This is a genomic window from Stenotrophomonas maltophilia, from assembly GCF_003970865.1.
Taxonomy (GTDB): Bacteria; Pseudomonadota; Gammaproteobacteria; order Xanthomonadales; family Xanthomonadaceae; genus Stenotrophomonas; species Stenotrophomonas maltophilia_AR.
The window spans coordinates 18,051-32,281 of record NZ_RXLZ01000036.1 but is presented as its reverse complement, the minus strand read 5'-3'; the positions used below and the strand labels follow the sequence as shown (position 1 = coordinate 32,281).

Annotated in this window: 16 protein-coding genes and 1 tRNA gene; 4 read left to right on the top strand and 13 right to left on the bottom strand. The window is 67.1% G+C overall.

Annotated elements, in window-relative coordinates:
* Positions 1–318: 318 nt before the first annotated feature.
* The 8 genes from ychF to EKL94_RS13240 form a co-directional block, all read right to left on the bottom strand.
* Entirely contained in the window at positions 319–1,410 is a 1,092-nt protein-coding gene (gene ychF / locus EKL94_RS13275) for a redox-regulated ATPase YchF (protein ID WP_004144978.1), read from the bottom strand.
* A gap of 141 nt (positions 1,411–1,551) precedes the next feature.
* Positions 1,552–2,130 (bottom strand): aminoacyl-tRNA hydrolase, encoded by a 579-nt coding sequence (gene pth, locus EKL94_RS13270; protein ID WP_008268208.1) that lies wholly within the window; start codon positions 2,128–2,130, stop codon positions 1,552–1,554.
* A 47-nt stretch (positions 2,131–2,177) separates the two neighbouring features.
* Complete coding sequence (locus tag EKL94_RS13265; RefSeq protein ID WP_126929436.1) at positions 2,178–2,792, bottom strand: 50S ribosomal protein L25/general stress protein Ctc; 615 nt, start codon at positions 2,790–2,792, stop codon at positions 2,178–2,180.
* A gap of 110 nt (positions 2,793–2,902) precedes the next feature.
* Positions 2,903–3,862, bottom strand: coding sequence for a ribose-phosphate diphosphokinase (locus EKL94_RS13260; protein WP_005415400.1), 960 nt, complete (start codon positions 3,860–3,862; stop codon positions 2,903–2,905).
* A 140-nt stretch (positions 3,863–4,002) separates the two neighbouring features.
* Positions 4,003–4,079 (bottom strand) — tRNA-Gln (locus EKL94_RS13255).
* Positions 4,080–4,090: 11 nt separating this feature from the next.
* The gene (gene ispE, locus EKL94_RS13250; protein WP_126929435.1) at positions 4,091–4,960 is read right to left on the bottom strand and encodes a 4-(cytidine 5'-diphospho)-2-C-methyl-D-erythritol kinase; all 870 of its coding nucleotides are present in this window, start codon (positions 4,958–4,960) and stop codon (positions 4,091–4,093) included.
* Entirely contained in the window at positions 4,957–5,616 is a 660-nt protein-coding gene (lolB, locus tag EKL94_RS13245; RefSeq protein ID WP_126929434.1) for a lipoprotein insertase outer membrane protein LolB, read from the bottom strand. Before lolB ends, ispE begins: the two co-directional genes overlap by 4 nt.
* The gene (locus tag EKL94_RS13240) at positions 5,613–7,298 is read right to left on the bottom strand and encodes a tetratricopeptide repeat protein (protein ID WP_185830031.1); all 1,686 of its coding nucleotides are present in this window, start codon (positions 7,296–7,298) and stop codon (positions 5,613–5,615) included. Before EKL94_RS13240 ends, lolB begins: the two co-directional genes overlap by 4 nt.
* A gap of 63 nt (positions 7,299–7,361) precedes the next feature.
* On the opposite strand from EKL94_RS13240, the gene hemA reads away from it, so the two are divergent.
* From hemA to ppk2, 4 genes are read left to right on the top strand one after another with little or no spacing between them, the layout of a single operon-like run.
* Positions 7,362–8,645, top strand: coding sequence for a glutamyl-tRNA reductase (hemA, locus tag EKL94_RS13235; RefSeq protein WP_126929432.1), 1,284 nt, complete (start codon positions 7,362–7,364; stop codon positions 8,643–8,645).
* On the top strand, positions 8,623–9,705 hold the full coding sequence (prfA, locus tag EKL94_RS13230; protein ID WP_126929431.1) for a peptide chain release factor 1: 1,083 nt from the start codon (positions 8,623–8,625) through the stop codon (positions 9,703–9,705). Before hemA ends, prfA begins: the two co-directional genes overlap by 23 nt.
* Positions 9,706–9,710: 5 nt before the next feature.
* Positions 9,711–11,417, top strand: a complete 1,707-nt coding sequence (locus EKL94_RS13225; protein WP_126929430.1) for an O-linked N-acetylglucosamine transferase, SPINDLY family protein — start codon at positions 9,711–9,713, stop codon at positions 11,415–11,417.
* Between the two features lie 46 nt (positions 11,418–11,463).
* Positions 11,464–12,246, top strand: coding sequence for a polyphosphate kinase 2 (gene ppk2 / locus EKL94_RS13220; protein WP_019661160.1), 783 nt, complete (start codon positions 11,464–11,466; stop codon positions 12,244–12,246).
* 168 nt (positions 12,247–12,414) lie between these two features.
* Here ppk2 and EKL94_RS13215 read toward each other — a convergent pair whose 3' ends face one another.
* Genes EKL94_RS13215 through EKL94_RS13200 form a run of 5 tightly spaced genes read right to left on the bottom strand, consistent with a single transcriptional unit; the run spans position 12,415 to position 14,229 of the window.
* Positions 12,415–12,765 carry a Mor transcription activator family protein gene (locus EKL94_RS13215; RefSeq protein ID WP_185830030.1) on the bottom strand — a complete coding sequence of 117 codons (351 nt, stop codon included), beginning with the start codon at positions 12,763–12,765 and terminating at the stop codon, positions 12,415–12,417.
* Positions 12,762–13,226, bottom strand: coding sequence for a regulatory protein GemA (locus EKL94_RS13210; RefSeq protein ID WP_185830029.1), 465 nt, complete (start codon positions 13,224–13,226; stop codon positions 12,762–12,764). Before EKL94_RS13210 ends, EKL94_RS13215 begins: the two co-directional genes overlap by 4 nt.
* Positions 13,223–13,399 carry a hypothetical protein gene (locus EKL94_RS22430; RefSeq protein WP_153857075.1) on the bottom strand — a complete coding sequence of 59 codons (177 nt, stop codon included), beginning with the start codon at positions 13,397–13,399 and terminating at the stop codon, positions 13,223–13,225. The genes EKL94_RS13210 and EKL94_RS22430 overlap by 4 nt, the downstream gene beginning before the upstream one ends.
* Positions 13,389–13,868 (bottom strand): hypothetical protein, encoded by a 480-nt coding sequence (locus tag EKL94_RS13205; protein ID WP_126929427.1) that lies wholly within the window; start codon positions 13,866–13,868, stop codon positions 13,389–13,391. The genes EKL94_RS22430 and EKL94_RS13205 overlap by 11 nt, the downstream gene beginning before the upstream one ends.
* Positions 13,861–14,229 (bottom strand): DUF2528 family protein, encoded by a 369-nt coding sequence (locus EKL94_RS13200; protein ID WP_126929426.1) that lies wholly within the window; start codon positions 14,227–14,229, stop codon positions 13,861–13,863. Before EKL94_RS13200 ends, EKL94_RS13205 begins: the two co-directional genes overlap by 8 nt.
* Positions 14,230–14,231: the final 2 nt, after the last annotated feature.

Genomic DNA, 14,231 nt, shown 5'->3' with positions numbered 1-14,231 from the left:
GTGGACAAGTGGGTGGGAGTGTTGCCGCGCAATCGTTTCAAAGCGTGGTGAACATTTGTCCACGTTGCACGATTGAGCCCCGGAGCGCCGGGCCCATGCTCGGCTTCGGCCGGCATCTGCCGAGCATGGGCTCGGCTCTACAGGGCGTCGCATGGTTTTCCACACCAGGCGTGGAAAGCGATGGGAGTTTGCTGTGGACAAGTGCCAGCGAACATCACACCGCAAGCGTTTCGCAACGTGGTGTTTTTTTGTCCATCACCGGAAACGCAAACGCCCCGCACAAGGCGGGGCGTCCGGGGTCGATCCGATGCCGCTGGATCAGACGTTGAAGCGGAAGTGCAGGATGTCGCCTTCCTGCACGCGGTATTCCTTGCCTTCCAGGCGCAGGCGACCGGCTTCCTTGGCGCCGGCTTCGCCCTTGTACTTGATGAAGTCGTCATACGCGATGGTTTCGGCGCGGATGAAGCCCTTCTCGAAGTCGGTGTGGATGACTGCGGCAGCCTGCGGGGCGGTGGCACCCTTGCGCACGGTCCACGCACGGACTTCCTTCACGCCAGCGGTGAAGTAGGTCTGCAGGCCGAGCAGGCTGTAGGCCGCGTTGATCACGCGGTTCAGGCCCGGCTCGCTCAGGCCCAGATCGGCCAGGAAGGTATCGCGGTCTTCGTCGTCGAGCTGGGACAGCTCTTCTTCGATCGCGGCCGACACCGGCACCACCTGCGCGCCTTCGGCAGCGGCGTGCGCGCGCACGGCGTCCAGGTGCGGGTTGTTCTCGAAGCCGTCTTCCAGCACGTTGGCGATGTACATCACCGGCTTCAGGGTGAGCAGGAACAGGTCGCGCACCAGCGCCTTCTCTTCCTCGTCCAGGCCGACCGAACGGCCGGACTTGCCGTCGGACAGCGCAGCCTGCAGCTTGGCCAGCACCGGCTTGCGCGCCGCTGCATCCTTGTCACCGCCCTTGGCCGCGCGCTCGGCACGGTTCAGCGCCTTCTCGACGCTGTCCAGGTCGGCCAGCGCCAGTTCGGTATCGATGGTTTCGATGTCCGAGATCGGGTCGACCTTGTTGTTGACGTGGATGACGTCGGCGTTCTCGAAGCAGCGCACCACGTGGGTGATCGCATCGACTTCGCGGATGTGCGCCAGGAACTTGTTGCCCAGGCCTTCACCACTGGCGGCACCGGCCACCAGGCCGGCGATGTCGACGAACTCGACCGCGGTCGGGATGACCTTCTGCGGGTTGATGATCGCTGCCAGCTCGTTCAGGCGCGGATCCGGCACCGGCACGATGCCGACGTTCGGCTCGATGGTGCAGAACGGGAAGTTCGCCGCGGCGATACCCGCCTTGGTCAGCGCATTGAACAGGGTCGACTTGCCGACGTTGGGCAGGCCGACGATGCCGCATTTGATACCCATGGGTGACAGCTCTCTGGGGTGAAAGTGATTGGGGAAACAGCGACGCAGGCGCTGCTTTTCCAATCATTCTCCGTACCGACCAACGGTCGGTACCTACCGGTCTGGTTCGTTCCATACCGACCAACGGTCGGTACCTACCGGTTATTTCGGGGTATGCAGCCGCTTCATCGCTTCGCTGAAATCGCCCTGTACCGCCAGCGGCATCACGTCGATCGCATCGTCGATGGCGCGCGCGATCAGCACGTCGTCGTCCTTCGATGGGCGGCCAAGCACCCAACCCACCACGCGGTCCTTGTGGCCGGGGTGGCCGATGCCCACGCGCAGGCGATGGAACTTGCCGTGGCCAAGCAGGCGGATGGTGTCGCGCAGGCCGTTCTGGCCACCGTGGCCACCGTCGAACTTCAGCCGCGCCACGCCGGGCGCCAGATCCAGTTCGTCGTGGGCCAGCAGGGTTTCTTCCGGCTCGATCTTCCAGAACCGCTGTGCGGCGGTGACCGACTTGCCGCTGAGGTTCATGAAGGTGGCGGGCTTGAGCAGCCACACCGTCTGCCCGGCGATCTCGACCTTGGCGGTCTCACCGAACAGCTTGCTGTCCACATTCCATCGCGCACCGGCTTTTTCCGCCAGGGCCTCAACGAAATGAAACCCGGCATTGTGCCGGGTCCGGGCGTGTTCCGATCCGGGGTTGCCCAGACCGACGATCAGTCGCAATCCTGCCATGGTTCCTTCCAGCACGGCGCCTGCCCGGAGGCAGGCGCCGCTTGGTATTACTCGGCAGCCGCTTCTTCGTCGGCCGCGTCGACCTTGCCGGCCTTGGCGGTGACGATGGCGTCGTCGTGGTCCTTGCCCAGCGCCAGGGCCGGGATTTCCACGCCCTTCGGCAGCTTGATGTCGGACAGGTAGACGATGTCACCGGCCTTCAGCTCGCCCAGGTCGACTTCGATCGACTCCGGCAGGTCCTTCGGCAGGCAGCTGATGGTCACTTCCTTCAGTTCGTGGGCGACCACGACGTCGGCAGCCTTGCCAGCCGGCGAGGTGTCTTCGTTGATGAAGTGCAGCGGGACCGAAGCGGTCAGGGCTTCGTTCTCGTTCACGCGCTGGAAGTCCAGGTGCATGATCAGCTGCTTGTACGGGTGGCGCTGCATGTCACGCAGCAGGACCTTCTGCACCTGGCCGTCCAGGTTCAGGTCCAGGATCGAGGCATAGAACCACTCGTTCTGCTGGGCCAGCCAGATTTCGTTGTGGTCCAGGCTGATGGCGACCGGCTCGGCGTTGCCGCCGTACACGATGGCCGGGATCACACCAGCGTGACGCAGGCGGCGGCTCGCACCCTTACGCTGCAGTTCACGCTTGGTGACCTTGATTTCATGGGTCTTCGACATTTTCGACTACTCAGGTTGTTGCCTCGCCTTGCGGCTTGGCGGTTGAAGATGCTTCCGCGACCAGAAGCACCCGGGGTATGTCCCCGCCGTTGCCGGCAGGGACGAAAAACTCAGTCGACGTACAGCGAGCTGACCGACTCGCCGAAGGCGATGCGGCGCATCGTTTCGGCCAGCATTTCCGCCACGCTCAGCTGGCGGATCTTGCTGCACACCCGCGCTGCGTCCTTCAGCGGGATGGTGTCGGTCACCACCAGCTCGTCGAGCTGGGAATTGGTGATGTTGTCCACCGCCGGGCCCGACAGCACCGCGTGGGTGCAGTAGGCGGCGACCTTGAGCGCACCGCGCGCCTTCAGGGCAGCGGCAGCGGCGCACAGGGTGCCGGCGGTATCGACGATGTCATCGACCATCACGCAGGTCTTGCCTTCGACGTCACCGATGATGTTCATCACGGTGGAGACGTTGGCGCGCGGGCGGCGCTTGTCGATGATCGCCAGGTCGGCGTCATCCAGGCGCTTGGCCACGGCACGGGCGCGGACCACGCCGCCCACGTCCGGCGACACGACGATCAGGTTCTCGGTGCCGTAGGCGCGCCAGATGTCGGCCAGCAGCAGCGGGGACGCATACACGTTGTCCACCGGAATATCGAAGAAGCCCTGGATCTGGTCGGCGTGCAGGTCGACGGTCAGCACGCGATCAGCGCCTGCGGTGCTGAACATCTTCGCCGCCAGCTTGGCGGTGATCGGCACGCGCGAGGAACGCATGCGGCGATCCTGGCGCGAGTAGCCGAAGTACGGCACCACGGCGGTCACGCTGGCCACCGATGCGCGCTTGAGCGCGTCGATCAGCACCAGCAGTTCCATCAGGTTTTCCGCGCTCGGCGCGCAGGTCGGCTGGATCACGAAGACGTCCTGCTTGCGGACGTTCTCTTCGATTTCCACCTGCACTTCACCATCGGAGAAGTGCGAGACCAGCGCCTTGCCCGGGCGAACCCCCAGTTCCTTGCAGATGTTCTGCGCCAGACGTTTGTTGGCGTTGCCGGAAAAGACCAGCAGGTTCGGGGACTCTTGCATCATGATTGTCTCGGGCGGGGACGAGTGGCGGGGATCCGGAGTCGGCAAGGACCCTGATGGACCCTTGCTGCTGACAACACCGCGGCTGTTTCCACGTCCCGCGCAGGCGATGCGCTGGAAGGCGCGGACACAGCCGCTATTGGCAGGGGCGGTAGGATTCGAACCTACGAATGCCAGGATCAAAACCTGGTGCCTTGGGCCTCTTGGCGACGCCCCTGCATTGATAAATCAGTGTTGCTCGAGTGCATCCAGCAGTGGCGAACGCGCAACGCCCGCTGCCACCCTTGCCCGCAACTCCTTCGGCAACTTCGACCGTCCCTGCTCTGCGGCAGACTGCGATGCGAACTCGACGAAACAACCACTTCCCGAACCGGTCAGCCGCGCCGTGCCGATGTCGCTCAACGCGGCGAACGCTGCCTCGACGGCAGGCTCACGGCGGCGCAGCACCGGTTCGAACGCGTTCCCGACCAGGGTCCCGGAAGCGAAGTCCTCTATTTTCGCCACTGGGCTGTCGCGCGTCAAATCCGGGTCTGCGAACAGGGCTGGGGTGGGAACATGAACGCCCGGTTCAACCACCACATACCAGGCCGGTTCCAGCACGATCGGCTGCAGGCGCTCGCCCACCCCTTCGGCCCAGGCATTGCGCCCGCGCACGAACACCGGCACGTCGGCGCCCAGGCGCAGGCCCAGTTCCGCCAGGGCGTCCTCATCCAGACCGGCCCGCCAGAGCCGGTTCAGCACCACCAGCACGGTGGCGGCATCGGAGGAACCGCCTCCGAAGCCACCACCTGCAGAAACGCGCTTTTCGACGATGATGTCTGAGCCTTGCGCGATATTGGCCACACCTTTCAGAAGACGCGCGGCGCGGACCGCCAGGTCATCCGCCTCGGCCACACCGGCCAGGCCCTCGCCCTCACGGCGCACCTGGCCGTCTTCACGCAGGCGCAGGCCAATGCGGTCGCCCCAGTCCAGCAGGCGGAACACGGTCTGCAGCTCGTGGTAGCCATCGGCACGACGGCCGGTGATGTGCAGGAACAGGTTCAGCTTGGCCGGGGCCGGCCACCAGGACCAGCCCGCGTCATCGCGCCCGGCACTCATGGGGCGCCCTGCCCCCACTGGTCCACCAGCAGGCGCACCTTGGCGTCGCCATTGCTGGCCTCGATCCGGCGCGGCAGCGCCGGGCGCCCGGCCTCGGCCGGGTACCAGTCCAGATACTGCACCTGCCAGCCCATCTGCTGCATGCGGCGCGGGCGGCCTTCACCGTCGCGCTCGACCTTCTCCGGACCGGCAGCATCGCCGGCCACCAGGCCACGGATCCACGCCGGCAGCTGGTTGACCGGGATGTCCCAGCCAGTCGCCTCCAGCAGCAGCTGCTGGGCATCCTCGCCGTCACGCGGCCCGCCGGCCAGACCTTCCAGACGCCCCGCTTCGGAATGGGTATCGCCGGTCAGCTTCCAGCTCTGCCGGGTCACCGGCGCGCTCAGCTCGACCACATAGCGGCGCCCTTCCTGCTTCCAGTCGATGCGACCGCTGCCGCCGTCCTTGCCCTTGCTGACCGCAACCCGGCCCTGGAAGGTCCAATCCGACTGTGCCTGCAACGCAGCCACGCGTGCCGCCTCAGCCTGCGCCGCTTCGGCTGAAACAACCTCGACCACCGCCGGCGCCGGGGTCTTCTGCGTGCCCACGGTGGTGCAGGCGGTCACCGCCAGGGTCACGGCCGCCAGCAGCAGCGGCCGGATCAGGGAAACACTCATGGATTGAATTTCTCGCGGGCGCGCAGCAGCGCGCGGTTTTCAGGGTCGAGCTTGGCCGCTTCTTCGAAGAAGTGGCGGGCCTCGTCGTGCTTGCCCAGTACCCACAGCACTTCACCCACGTGCGAGGCGATTTCCGGGTCCTTGGCCAGCGTCCAGGCGCGACGCAGCTGCACCAGCGCCTCGTCCTTGCGGCCCAGGCGATACAGCACCCAGCCATAGCTGTCGACGATGGCGGCGTTGTCCGGTTCGGCCACGCGGGCGCGGTCGATCAGCTCCAACGCTTCCTGCAGGCGACCGGTGCGATCGGCCAGGGTGTAACCCAGCGCGTTCAATGCCGGCACGTTCTCCGGGTCGGTCACCAGGATCTTGCGCAGATCGGCCTCGGCGCGCGGGATGTCGTCGCGGCGTTCCCAGGTGAGCGCACGGGCGTACAGCAGGCCGTTGTCATCCGGGTAAGCCGCCAGGCCGCGGGCCAGCGCATCCAGTTCACCGGCACTGTCGTCGGCGCGCTGGCGCAGTTCGGCTTCCAGCAGGTAGGCGTCGCGGCGCACGTCGTCGTCGACCACCGCATCGGACTGGATCGCATGCACTTCATCCAGCGCCAGCGGCAGGCGCCCGGCCAGGGCCTGGGCATTGGCCGCACGCAGGCGCGCTTCGCTCAGCTCATCGCCACCGGGCACGCTGTGGTACCACTGCACCGCCTCGGGATAACGCTTCAGGTACTCGGCGATCTTGCCGAGCAGCAGGCGCTGCGCCGGGTCCGGCTTGGCCGCCTGCCGCGACAGTTCGTTGTAGAGGTTGGACAGCGCGGCCTTGTCGCCCTGCTTGGCCAGCAGCGAGGCGCGCATGCCCCAGGTCTGAACGTCCTGCGGGCCGAACGCCAGCACGCGCTCGGCCGCGGACGGCTGGCCGAGGCTGTCATAGGCAATGGCCACTGCATTGCGCAGTTCCGGGTCCTGGCGGGTCTTCGGCTCCACATCGTGCAGCAGCGACAGCGCCTTGCCGGTCTCCCCGGCCTGCTGCAGCTGGCTGGCACGCAGCAGCGCCACACGCGGTTCTTCGGGGAAGCGCTTGACCACTTCATCGATCATGCGCCGGGCCAGCTCGGGCTTTTCCATGCGCAGGGCAAGGCGGCCGAACTCCTGCCAGGCTTCGATCTTCGATGGAATGGCGTTGGCGTCGACCAGCTCACCCAGCACCTGCGCGGGCACCGCCGGATCGCGGCCGCCACCGATCAGTGCGGCCAGAGCGAACTTCCAGCCGCGCTCGTCGGGGTCGGCCAGCAGGCCCTGCAGTTCGGTGCGGGCAGCCTTCACATCGCCCTGGCGCATGGCCAGCGCACCGGCCGCACTGCGCAGGGTCAACGAGCGCGGGGCCCGCTGCTGCCACAGGGCCAGGCCCTTGGCGGCGCTGGCATCATCGTTGGCGAGCATGGAAATGCGGGTCGCGCGCTCGGCCAGGCCGGCATCGCCGTCGGTCTGCTGGGCCGCCTGCAGGTACCAGCGCGCGGCCTCGGCCAGCTTGCCGGCCTGCAGGGCGAACTCACCGGCCATCACCGGTTCCAGCGCCAGTTCCTCAGTGGCCGGGGCCCGTACGGGGGCTTTGGCCGGCACCGCCGCCAGGGCCTGGCTGCAGGCCAGGGACAGCAGCAGAACACTGGGGATGCGAATCAATGCGGGCATCGTCGGCATCGGGGCCTTAAAATGTCGTCCAATGGCCAGCAGCTTATCGCAAGCAACTGAACAATGACCCTGTGGGTGCTCGGACTGAATCACCAGACCGCACCGGTGGAGCTGCGCGAGCGCGCGGCCTTCGCCGGTGAGGCGTTGCCGCGCGCGCTCGGTTCGCTGCGCGATACTCCGCAGATCGCCGAGGCGGTGCTGCTGTCCACCTGCAACCGCACCGAGCTGTATGCCGTGGCCGATTCGGCACAGGCGCTGGACCAGTGGCTGCACACCCAGGCCGGCGACCTGCAGGGCTACCTGTACCAGCACGCCGATGCCGAGGCCGTGCGCCACCTGTTCCGGGTCGCCACCGGCCTGGACTCGATGGTGCTGGGTGAACCGCAGATCCTCGGCCAGGTGAAGGATGCCTGGTCGACCGCGCGCGACCACGGCCTGCTCGGCCAGCGCCTGGACCGCCTGTTCCAGCAGACCTTCTCGGTGGCCAAGCGTGCGCGCACCGATACCCAGGTGGGCGCCAACCCGGTATCGGTGGCGTCGGCCGCGGTGCGCCTGGCGCAGAACGCGTTCGCCCGGCTGGACGATTCCACCGTGCTGCTGGTCGGTGCCGGCGAGACCATCGAACTGGCTGCACGGCACCTGAGCGAAGGCAAGGTACGCCGGCTGCTGATCGCCAACCGCACCCTCGCCCACGCGCAGGAACTGGCCAGCCGCCATGGTGGCGTGGCCCTGCCGCTGGCCGAACTGGACCGCCACCTGGGCGAGGCCGACGTAGTGTTCTCGGCCACCGCTGCGCGCGAACCGGTGATCCATCGCGAGATGGTGGCCAAGGCCCTGCGCGCGCGCCGGCACAAGCCGATGCTGCTGTTCGACCTGGCCGTACCGCGCGACATCGAGGCCGAGGTCGGCACGCTCAACGACGCTTTCCTCTACACCGTGGACGATCTCGAGCGCGCGGTGGAAGACAACCGCCGTGGCCGCCGCGAGGCCGCCGCCGAAGCCGAGGCGATCATCGACCTGCAGGTGTCGCGCTTCGTCGAGACCCAGCAGGCCAGCGCCCACCAGGCGCCGCTGCGGCAGCTGCGCGCGTTCGGCGAAGCCACCCGCGCCGAGCTGCTGGAGCGCGCACGCCAGCAACTGGCCAACGGCAAGCCGGCCGATGAAGTGCTGGAACTGCTGGCCCACGGCCTGACCAACCGCCTGCTGCATCCGCCAACCGCCGCCCTGCGTGCGGCCGCGCTGAGTGGCGATGCCGACCTGACCCGCGCCGCCGAGCGCCTGTTCCCGGCCACGCCGGGTTACCGCCACCCACCCGTGAGACCCGATGACGCCGACCCTGCGCCGTAAGCTGGAAGCGCTGGCCGAGCGCCGCGAAGAACTGGAACGCCTGCTCGCCGAACCCGATGTGGTCGCCGACAACACTCGTTTCCGCGACCTTTCGCGCGAATTCGCCCAACTTGAACCGATCGCCATCGCCCTGGCCGAGGAATCCCGTGCCAAGGCCGATCTGGCCGCCGCCGAAGGCATGCGCGCCGACCCCGACCTGCGCGAGCTGGCCGATGAGGAAATCGCTGCTGCACAGGCGCGCCTGCAGGAACTGGAGCAGGAGCTGGCGCTGCTGCTGGTGCCGCGCGACCCGCGTGACGAAGGCAACCTGTTCCTGGAAGTGCGCGCGGGTACCGGCGGCGACGAGGCCGCGATCTTTGCCGGCGACCTGTTCCGCATGTACGCCCGCTACGCCGAGCGCCAGGGTTGGAAGGTCGAGATCGAATCGGACAGCCCGGGCGAGCATGGCGGCTACAAGGAAGTGGTGGCGCGCGTGGTCGGCCGTGGCGCGTTCTCGCGCCTGAAGTTCGAATCGGGTACGCATCGCGTGCAGCGCGTGCCGGCCACCGAGTCGCAGGGCCGCATCCACACCTCGGCCGCCACCGTAGCGATCATTCCCGAGACCGATGAGGTCGATGACATCGTCATCAACCCGGCCGACCTGAAGGTGGATACGTTCCGCTCGTCCGGTGCCGGCGGCCAGCACGTCAACAAGACCGAATCGGCCATCCGCATCACCCATGTGCCGACCGGCGTGGTGGTGGAATGCCAGACCGAGCGCAGCCAGCACGCCAACCGCGACAAGGCGATGAAACGCCTGAAAGCACAGCTGCTGGACGCCGAGCGCCAGCGCCAGGACGCGGCGCAGGCCGAATCGCGGCGCCTGCAGGTCGGCAGCGGTGACCGCAGCCAGCGCATCCGCACCTACAACTTCCCGCAGGGCCGGATCACCGACCACCGCGTGGAAGGCCTGACCCTGTACGACCTGCCCAACGTACTGGCCGGCGACCTCGATCCGCTGCTGCAGCGGCTCAGCCACGAGCACCAGGTCGACGCCCTGGCCCAGCTGTCGGCGGGCTGAGCACGATGACGGCCTGGCAGCAGCGACAGCACCTGCAACAGGCGATCGCACGCCAGCCTGGCGATTTCGTCGCCTGGGTGATGCTGGCCGACCTGGAACTGGAAGCCGGCGACATCGCCGCCGGCGAGCAGGCGGCACGACGTGCGCTGCAGCTGCGCCCGAACCATCCCGAAGCGCTGGCGCGGCTGGGCCGCGTGGCCTGGATGGCCGGCGCACACGCGGACGCAGCGAAGCTTCTCGGCCAGGCCTCGGCACTGGCCCCGCAGCACCCCGGCATCGCGTTGTGGCTGGGCCATGCGCTGGAAGATGCCGATGATGCCGAAGGTGCGGCGACGGCCTATCGCCATGCGCATGCGCTGATGCCGGACGAACCCTATATCGCCGCCCAGCGCCTGGCCTGGCAGCGTCGCCTGTGCGACTGGCAGGACGTGGATGCGCTGGCCACACAGGTGCGTGGCGCCCTGGCCAGCGGGCAAGGCGTGGTCGAACCGTTCGCGTTCCTCAGCGAGGATGCCAGCGCGGCCGAGCAGCTGGCCTGCGCGCGTGCACGCGCCGCGGCGGTTGCTTCGGGAGTGCGCCCCCTTCCTGCCGAGAAGGTGCGCGGGCACGGCGCCTTGCGCGTCGGTTTCCTTTCCAATGGTTTTGGCGCCCATCCCACCGGGCTGCTGACCGTGGCCCTGTTCGAGCAGCTGCGTCATGACCCCGCGTTGCAGCTGCATCTGTTCGCGTTGAACCACGATGATGGCAGCCGCATCCGCCAGCGCCTGCAGGCAGCCACACAGCTGCATGATGTGGTCGGGCTGCGCCATGCAGACACTGCCGCACGCATCCGCGCACAGGGCATCGACCTGTTGTTCGACCTGCGCGGGTGGGGTGGCGGCGGTACGCCGGAAGTGCTGGCGATGCGCCCTGCCCCGCTGCAGTTGAACTGGCTGGCTTACCCCGGCACGTCCGGGGCGCCGTGGCTGGATGCGGTGATCGGCGACAGCTTCGTTCTGCCACCATCACTGGAACTCCACTACAGCGAGCGCGTACTGCGCCTGCCGCGTGCGTTCCAGCCCTCGGACAACACCCGCATGCTGGAGCCGGCACCGTCCCGGGCCGAGTGCGGCCTGCCCGAACAGGGCGTGGTGTTCTGCTGCTTCAACAACAGCTACAAGCTCAACCCGCGCAGCATGGGCCGCGCCTTCGCCATTCTGCAGGCAGTGCCCGGCAGCGTGCTGTGGCTGCTGTCCGGGCCCGGCCAGGCCGACGCCCGCCTGCGCAGCGCCGCACAGGCCGCTGGCCTGGACCCGGCGCGCCTGGTGTTCATGGCCAAGCTGCCGCATCCGCAGTACCTGACTCGTTATCAGCTGGCCGACCTGTTCCTCGACACGCATCCGTACAATGCGCACACCACCGCGTCCGACGCGCTGTGGGCCGGCTGCCCGGTGCTGACCTGCCCCGGCGACACCTTCGCCGCGCGCGTCGCCGGCAGCCTCAACCACCATCTGGGGCTGGCGCGGATGAATGTCGCCGACGATGCGGCGTTCATCACCACCGCCAGCGCGCTGGGCAACGCCCCTGCAGCACTGGCGGCGTTGCGCGCTGAATTGGCACAGGCACGCGAAGACAGCGGCCTGTTCGACATGGCCGGGTTCGCGCGCGATCTCTCAGCGTTGCTGCAACGGCTGGCTGGCGAACAGGGCTGGAAGGGCCTCGACAACACCTGAGCGATCCCTGCGCTACGCTCGGGCTTCCTCCCCGCGTGGTGTGACGATGGCCAAGCTCAAGCGCAAGGACTACGACGAACTGCTGCTGCCTTTGCAGCTGGAACTGACCGCGATGGCGCGCTGGGTGCAGCACAGCGGGCAACGTCTGCTCGTGCTGTTCGAAGGCCGGGACACGGCTGGCAAGGGCGGCGCGATCCAGGCCATCAGCCAGCACCTCAACCCGCGCCAATGCCGGGTGGTGGCACTGCCCAAGCCAACTGACCGTGAAGCCACGCAGTGGTATTTCCAGCGCTACGCCTCGCATCTTCCGGCCGCTGGCGAAATCGTGCTGATGGACCGCAGCTGGTACAACCGCGCCGGCGTCGAGCGGGTGATGGGTTATTGCAGCGAGACCGAATACCAGCAGTTCCTGCGCCAGGCGCCAGTGTTCGAACAGCTGCTGGTGGATGACGGCATCCTGCTGTTCAAGTACTGGCTGTGCGTGGACCAGGAGCAGCAGGAAAAGCGCTTCGCCGAACGCCACCTCGATCCACTGAAAGGCTGGAAGCTCTCCCCGGTCGACCTCAAATCGCGCAGCAAGTACAGCGCCTACACCGAGGCCCGCGAGGCGATGCTGCGCGCGACGCATCGCGAGGCGGCACCGTGGACGCTGGTGGATTTCAACGACCAGCGGCTGGGCCGGCTGACGCTGGTGCGCAACCTGCTGGACCGGTTGCCGGACACGCGGGTGGATGCACCGCTGCCGGAGCTGCCGAAGTTGAAGGGCAAGCTGCATCGCGAGCACTACGATGTGCTGAAGCCGATCGAGGACTTCCCGGTCGAGGAGTAGGGGGGTCGGCAGGGCCTGCGGCCCTGCACCTGCTACGAACCAAAGCAACATGTTCAGGGGTGAGATATATCAGGGGGGGCTGCGAGATATCTAGCCGGAAGACCCCGGAAGAAGGCTGACAATGGCGGATCGATATGAAAAGCCGTTGCGCCTGGCGCAATCCCTGAATCAGGCGAACAGATCCAGCTGATCCAGTCCGCCTGCCCGCGCCTGGGCCCGGCGAATCAACCGACGGATGCTTCTTTCGTGCATACCGGTGTCGTGTGCAAGTTTAGCGGTAGAGGTGCCTGCGAGGTAGGCCCGCAAGATCTCGATCTCCCGCTGCGTAGCTTTGAAGTGCGCGTCCTTCGGGTACGTGATGGTCTGTCCGCCCCAGTGCTCGGCCAAGCTATCGGCCACCGCTGCCCCCACCAAGTCAGCAACCTCGGTGGGGAGCGCGTGCTCACGACCCAGCAAACCCGCCACCACTTCGGCGATTTCACTGAGGAGTTCGTGACGGCGGGCCTCCATCGACTTCATGCCGAAGGAGCCTCCCGCCGGGCACGGCGATTGGCGTCGATCTGAAGAGCGGCAATCACTTTGGACAGCTGATCCGGGTTGCACCATTCCAGGCGTCCTACCTTGAACATGTGGCGGGCCACCGAATGTGCATATTCCCACTCACGCCCCGAATCGGCCAGCAGGGCTTCGATCTTGGACAGCTGGGGGGATAGGTCGCCCTTGGGGCGGCCTGCCCAACGTTTGGCTGCGTACGCCGCCTTGGCGGGAATTCCACCCAGGCGACGCAGCTCGTTGGCGATCGCATCGAGCTGCCGGCGATCGCACTTGCCGGCGCTGCGCTGGGCAACGCCGTGCTCTCTGGATACACGCTCGACCAGGTCACGGTAGACGTCCTCGGAGAGGCCGAGCTTCTTGGCGCCGGCGTGGATCGCGGCCAGCACCCGGTTACGGCCGTCGCCGGCCTTGCGAACGCGCGTCATGCCTTGCTCCTTGCGCCCTGAACGGCCCGGAGGGCGGTCTGCCATGCAGGCACTTCCTGGCCCGCATGGTCCAGCAACTGCAGCAGCCCTTCGCGCACGCCAGGCACGATACGGCCACCGTCCTTCAGGACGGTGGCCACCTGGGACTTCTTTGTCAGCGGATCACGGCGCATCAACAGCCCCTTCCTCGCGGCCAGCTTCGGTCAGTTCCTGCTCGATCAGCAGTAGCGAACGCCTACGGCATTCGTTGAACCCGTCGCGCCATGCCTGACCGGGAGTCAGGTCATCAAACGGACCTCCAATCTGTTCGCTCAACCACATCGGCGGCACACAGTGAAGCCGCTTCAGAACGTCGGTCTGCGAAGGGCCTGGCGGGACCTGGAAAAGCGGGACGGTGTAGGTTGCCCGCATGGCCGGCCAGCCGCCGCGCTGGCTCTCACTGCCCATCTCCATGAGGTCCGCAGCCACTGCCCGCCGCAGTTCGCGGTCGGCGAAGAACGCTGGCGTCGAACCAGGCGGCATCAGGTAGCCAAGAACCGCATCCACCGCCGCTCGAACGGCTGAGCGTGACGGGCCGTTGGCCACGGCGCGAGGCGCGGCCTTGTAGGCCCGCCATGCCGCGTCGTACACGGTCTCATCCATGAGACACCTCCACTTCCTCGACCTGCATGAGGCAGGAATCGAGATCGGGCCGGTCGTCCCAGTCGACCAAGCGGATACCGTGGGGCGACGGCCAGCCCTCCAGCTGATCGAACTCACGCTGCATACCCTCGGTCGAGTAGCTGGAGTTCACGTCCAGCACCCACCCCATGAACTCGGCACCAGCCATCTTGATGACGGCCAGTACCGCGTCGCCGTCGGCTTCTCCAAGGCGCTCATCGGCACCGGTCCAGAACTTGTTGATTTCCGTCGCCAGCTCCGGCGTCAGGATGCTGTGGTCGATCTCAAGCTGTACCTGGCCTTCGCCCCAGTTACGTTCGATTCTGTAGCGCTTGATGGTCATGT